General features: G+C 67.0%; 4 protein-coding genes. All 4 read left to right on the top strand.

Annotated elements, in window-relative coordinates:
* On the top strand, nucleotides 1-961 hold a 961-nt coding region (locus tag QZT63_RS08515; protein ID WP_290650300.1), incomplete at its 5' end, for a polysaccharide pyruvyl transferase family protein.
* Nucleotides 958-2,178: a hypothetical protein gene (locus tag QZT63_RS08510; RefSeq protein WP_290650298.1), complete on the top strand. Its 1,221-nt coding sequence runs from the start codon at nucleotides 958-960 to the stop codon at nucleotides 2,176-2,178. The genes QZT63_RS08515 and QZT63_RS08510, both read left to right, overlap by 4 nt.
* On the top strand, nucleotides 2,166-3,296 hold the full coding sequence (locus tag QZT63_RS08505) for a glycosyltransferase family 4 protein (RefSeq protein WP_290650297.1): 1,131 nt from the start codon (nucleotides 2,166-2,168) through the stop codon (nucleotides 3,294-3,296). The genes QZT63_RS08510 and QZT63_RS08505 overlap by 13 nt, the downstream gene beginning before the upstream one ends.
* A 4-nt stretch (nucleotides 3,297-3,300) precedes the next feature.
* A partial coding sequence (locus QZT63_RS08500) for a hypothetical protein (protein ID WP_290650295.1) occupies nucleotides 3,301-4,137 on the top strand: 837 nt, incomplete at its 3' end.

The raw sequence follows: 4,137 nt of genomic DNA, 5'->3' as shown, positions 1-4,137 counted from the left end.
GGGTGGCGGCGGACTGTTTCAGGATGACGACAGCCGCATCAAGATGCCGTATTGGGCGCTGCGCCTGCTGTTGTTGCGTCACTCCAATAGCGAACTCTCCGCGATCAGCCTTGGGGCCGGGCCGCTCCATCGACGTTTGAGCAGATTCTGTGCCCGCCGCGCGTACCACGCCATGGACGGCCTGTCCGTGCGCGATGAGTTCGCCCGCGAGTGGATGGAAATCGCGGTCGGGCAGCCCGTACCGGTGGTGCCGGACCCGGCCTTCCTCCTGCCACCGGCTCCTGAACGCGACGCAGACCGTTTGCTCGCAGAGCTTGGAATCCCCCCCGGCACGCCGCTGATCGGGGTCGCGCTGCGCCGCTGGTTCCACCCCCGTGGCGGGCTGATCCCCCATCGCCTGCGCGTTGCGATGGGCCTGGACAGAGGGCAGGGCGGCGCCGAGATGCACCGCTGGCTGGAACAGATGCGGCGGGCCCTCAAGCTGTTGAGCGACGAACTGGGCGCCCGGGTATTGCTGCTGCCGAGCTATCCCGCACCCCATGAAGGCGATCTGGCGGTCTGTCGGGAACTGGCGGCCCGGCTGCCGGAGACCGAGCCGCGGGTCGCGGTGGTTCGCAACCCGCGCCAGTACAAGGCTCTCTGCGGGCGGCTGCAACTCATGATCTCCGCGCGCATGCACCCGTTGATTCTTGCCGCCGGCATGGGCGTTCCCTTGGTCGGCCTGGGCTACAACGGCAAGTTCGACGGCCTCTTCCGGATGCTCGGTTTGCCGCCGCAGGTTATTCCGCTGGACGCGTTCCGCCAAGGCACGTGCGTGGCCCGACTGGTTGCCACGGCGCAGGAGGCCATGCAATGGGATGGCGATCTTGCGGCCCGTTGCGAAGAGCTTGCGCTGCGTACACAGGCAGGCGTTCACGCATTGATCGGCACACGGCCTCAAGCCGAGGGGGAACGCCCGTGAACCAAGTGGCGCATGCGTCAGCCCCAAACCTGGCGAGCCTCGGTCGCCGCCTGCGCCGGGTGGTGACGCGCGCTCACGCGCGCGTCCTGGCCTATCAGCACCTCTGGCGGAGAGCAGGCATTCCGGCCGAGGCACTCGCGATTCATGAGCCGACAGACCTCGGTCGTCTGCCGGTGACGCAGCGCGAGAGCCTGGAGGCATTTTCGGTGGACGAGCGGCGGGACTGGCGGTGGCCCCGCGCGCTGCTCCGCATCGAGCGCTCCGGCGGTTCCACCGGGACGCCCTTCGCGGTGCCTGTGGACCCCATCACCCACCTGCGGCGGCAATTGCGGTTTCTGCGCGCCGCGCTGGCGTGCGGGTATCGCCCCGGTGACCGGTTTCTAATGCTGACCACGCGCCCGACCGGTCGCCACCCGACACTTCCGGGCTGTTTTTGTATGAATGTGCGCGCAGACCAGCGGGCGCTTGCACGGATCTACACGCAGTTTCAACCGCGTGTGCTCTACGGCCCGCTCAATGCACTGCTGGTGCTGGCCGATGAACTCAACACCAGCGCCAGCCCGTGCCACCGGCCCGCCGTGGTGATTGCAACGGCGGAGCAGCTCGGCGGCGCTGACCGCGCCCGGCTGCAACGAACATTCGGCAGCGATCCGGCCGACTTCTACGGCTCAACCGAGGCCGGGTTGGTGGCATGGCGGTTGCCGGGGATGCGGCAGTTCCGCACAGCGAGCCGCGACCTGCATATGGAATTTCTGCCGGCGCAGACAGGAGGCGGGCTGGAGCACCTGGTGCTGACGGACCTTCGTCCTGGCACCTGTATGCCGTTGGTCCGCTTCGATACCGGTGATTTGGTCGCGCGGGATCTGGAGCACCCCGAACAGCCCATTGTCGGGTTCCGCGGACGCATTGTCGACTCGCTGCGCCGTGCGGATGGCCGGCCGGTGTCGGCCTACCGCGTCACCCTGCTGCTGGAAGCAATCCCCGAAGTCACCCGATACCAGGTTGTGCAACGCCCTGATGGGCGGGTCGATGCCTACGTGGGTGATGAGACGGCGCAAGCGCAAGAGACCGCGCAAGGGATTCACGCCGGTCTCGCGGAGTTGATGGGCCCCGGCGTCACGATTCGTGTGCACATGGGCACCCGTGATGTCGGCGCGGGCCAGCGCAAGCTCCGACCCGTTCGCACGGAAGTGGAGGACAAGGCATGCGCATCATGACGCTCTCTTATGAGTACCCTCCCATTGGCGGCGGCGGGGGTGTTGTGGCGGCGGCCCTCGCCCGGGAGCTGGTTCGGGCGGGGCACGAGGTGGATGTGGTGACCTCGCGGCTACCGGAACAGCCGGCATTGACGGTCGACCACGGCGTGCGAGTGCACCGGCATCGCTGTCGCCGCCGGCACCCCCATTTCACGACGGCGTGGGAACTCACCAGCACGCTGCTTCCTGCCTACCGCACGGCGGCCGCGCTCATCAAGAGAGACCCACCGCAGCTGATTCACGCCCATTTCGCCTTGCCCACCGGCCTGGTGGCACTCATGCTGTCGCGGCGCTTCGGCATCCCTTATGTGCTGACCCTGCACGGCTCCGATGTGCCGGGCTACAATCCGGATCGGTTCCGACTCCCGCACTGGCTCGCCTATCCGCTCTGGCGCCGGGTGATGGCGGGCGCCACCGAGATCGTGTCGCCGTCCGAGTATCTGGCGGGCCTCGCTCGCAAGCACATGCCAGCGCCCATCCAGATCGTCCCCAACGGCTATTGCCCCGGTCTCGCGCCGCAGAGCCCCAAACGCAAGCTGGTACTGGTCGTCGCGAGGCTCTTTCCGCGCAAGGGCGTGCAGCACTTCCTGGACGCCATCCGCGATCTGGACTCGGACTGGGACTTCGTGGTTGCTGGTGACGGCCCGTATATGCAGGAGCTTGTCTCCCGTGCGAGGTCCGTTCGCCCGCGCGTGCGCTTCCTGGGGTTCGTGGACAGGGAGACCATCAACACCCTTTACAGCCAGGCCCGCATTCTGGTGTTTCCATCGATTCAGGAGAACTTCCCCATGGTCCTCCTTGAAGGAATGGACGCCGGCTGCGCGGTCATTACCGCCAATGCCGACGGCTGCGCGGAAGTGGTCGGTGATACCGGGCTGGTCGTGCCAGTGGCAGATCCTGAAGCGCTGCGTGTTGCGCTAGAGCGATTGCTCAACGATGAGGTGCTGTGCCGGCAGCTCGCCGGGCGTTCAATGGCGCGGGCGACCATGTTCCGATGGCCCCGCATCGCCAAGCTCTACATGCAGGTGTTCGCGGATGCGCTGCATTGGCGCCCCGAGCTCCACGATCAGGTGGAGTAGGCTGGTGAGCGCGACCACGGACACACTGCGTGAGCTGCCGGCCCGTCTCGCCCCGCTGGTCGGGACGACCGGGTTTCGGTGCCTGCGCCTGCAAGGCTATGCACGCGACTCGCATGCGCCGCTGGACGCCGTCTATCTCGGTACCGGGGCCAATGCCGCCTTCCTGCGCGAGTACTTCTTCGCCTGGATCGAGGACGAGATCCTGATCGGGGACGGCGCGGCGACCTTTGTCGGGCGGGCACAACGCCGGGCCTGGCAGGCGGCGGACCTGCAGCTCAGCGACGTCCCGCCGTTGTGGAGCCGGTTGCCAGCCGGCAAGGCCGACGTGCGCATTCCTGCCTGGGTACGGCAGGAGCTGAAACTTGGCGCAATGAAGGACATTCACCGCTGGCCCTTGCCGGGGCGCACGGCACGGGAGGCGGAGCGGCAGATACGCCAACACGACTACTCGCTGGCATTAACTCGCAATCTCAGCGATATAGAAGAGTTTTTTCACCGGTTTTACGAACCGTACATCCGGGCGCGTTTTGGCCCCGATGGCATCGTGGTCTCCCGATCCACATTCCTGAATCGATGCCGTGGACAGACCCTGGCGCACTTGCGTCAGGGGGGCCAGCCGGTCGCGGGCATGATGCTCTTTGGCAGCGGACGCACGTTGCGCCTCGGCTGGTATGGCGCCGCGCAAGTACCTCCGCCCCCGGGGGCCAGTGAGGCCTTGGACGCGCTCGTCATCCGGCATGCCTGGCTGAACGAGGTCAGGCACCTGAGCTTTGGCAATACCCGGCCGTGCCTGAGCGACGGCGTCTTCCGTTACAAGGCCCGCTTCGGCGCCGCCGCGGTG

Origin of the sequence: Aquisalimonas sp. (assembly GCF_007120195.1) — a bacterium.
Taxonomy (GTDB): Bacteria; Pseudomonadota; Gammaproteobacteria; order Nitrococcales; family Aquisalimonadaceae; genus Aquisalimonas.
Note: the sequence above shows the minus strand (reverse complement) of the source record. Positions and strands in the feature narration are given on the sequence as shown.

What these genes read in the sequence shown, in the direction of transcription:
- QZT63_RS08505 (WP_290650297.1), top strand. Translation starts at nt 2,166, where the DNA reads ATGCGCATCATGACGCTCTCTTATGAGTACCCTCCCATTGGCGGCGGC.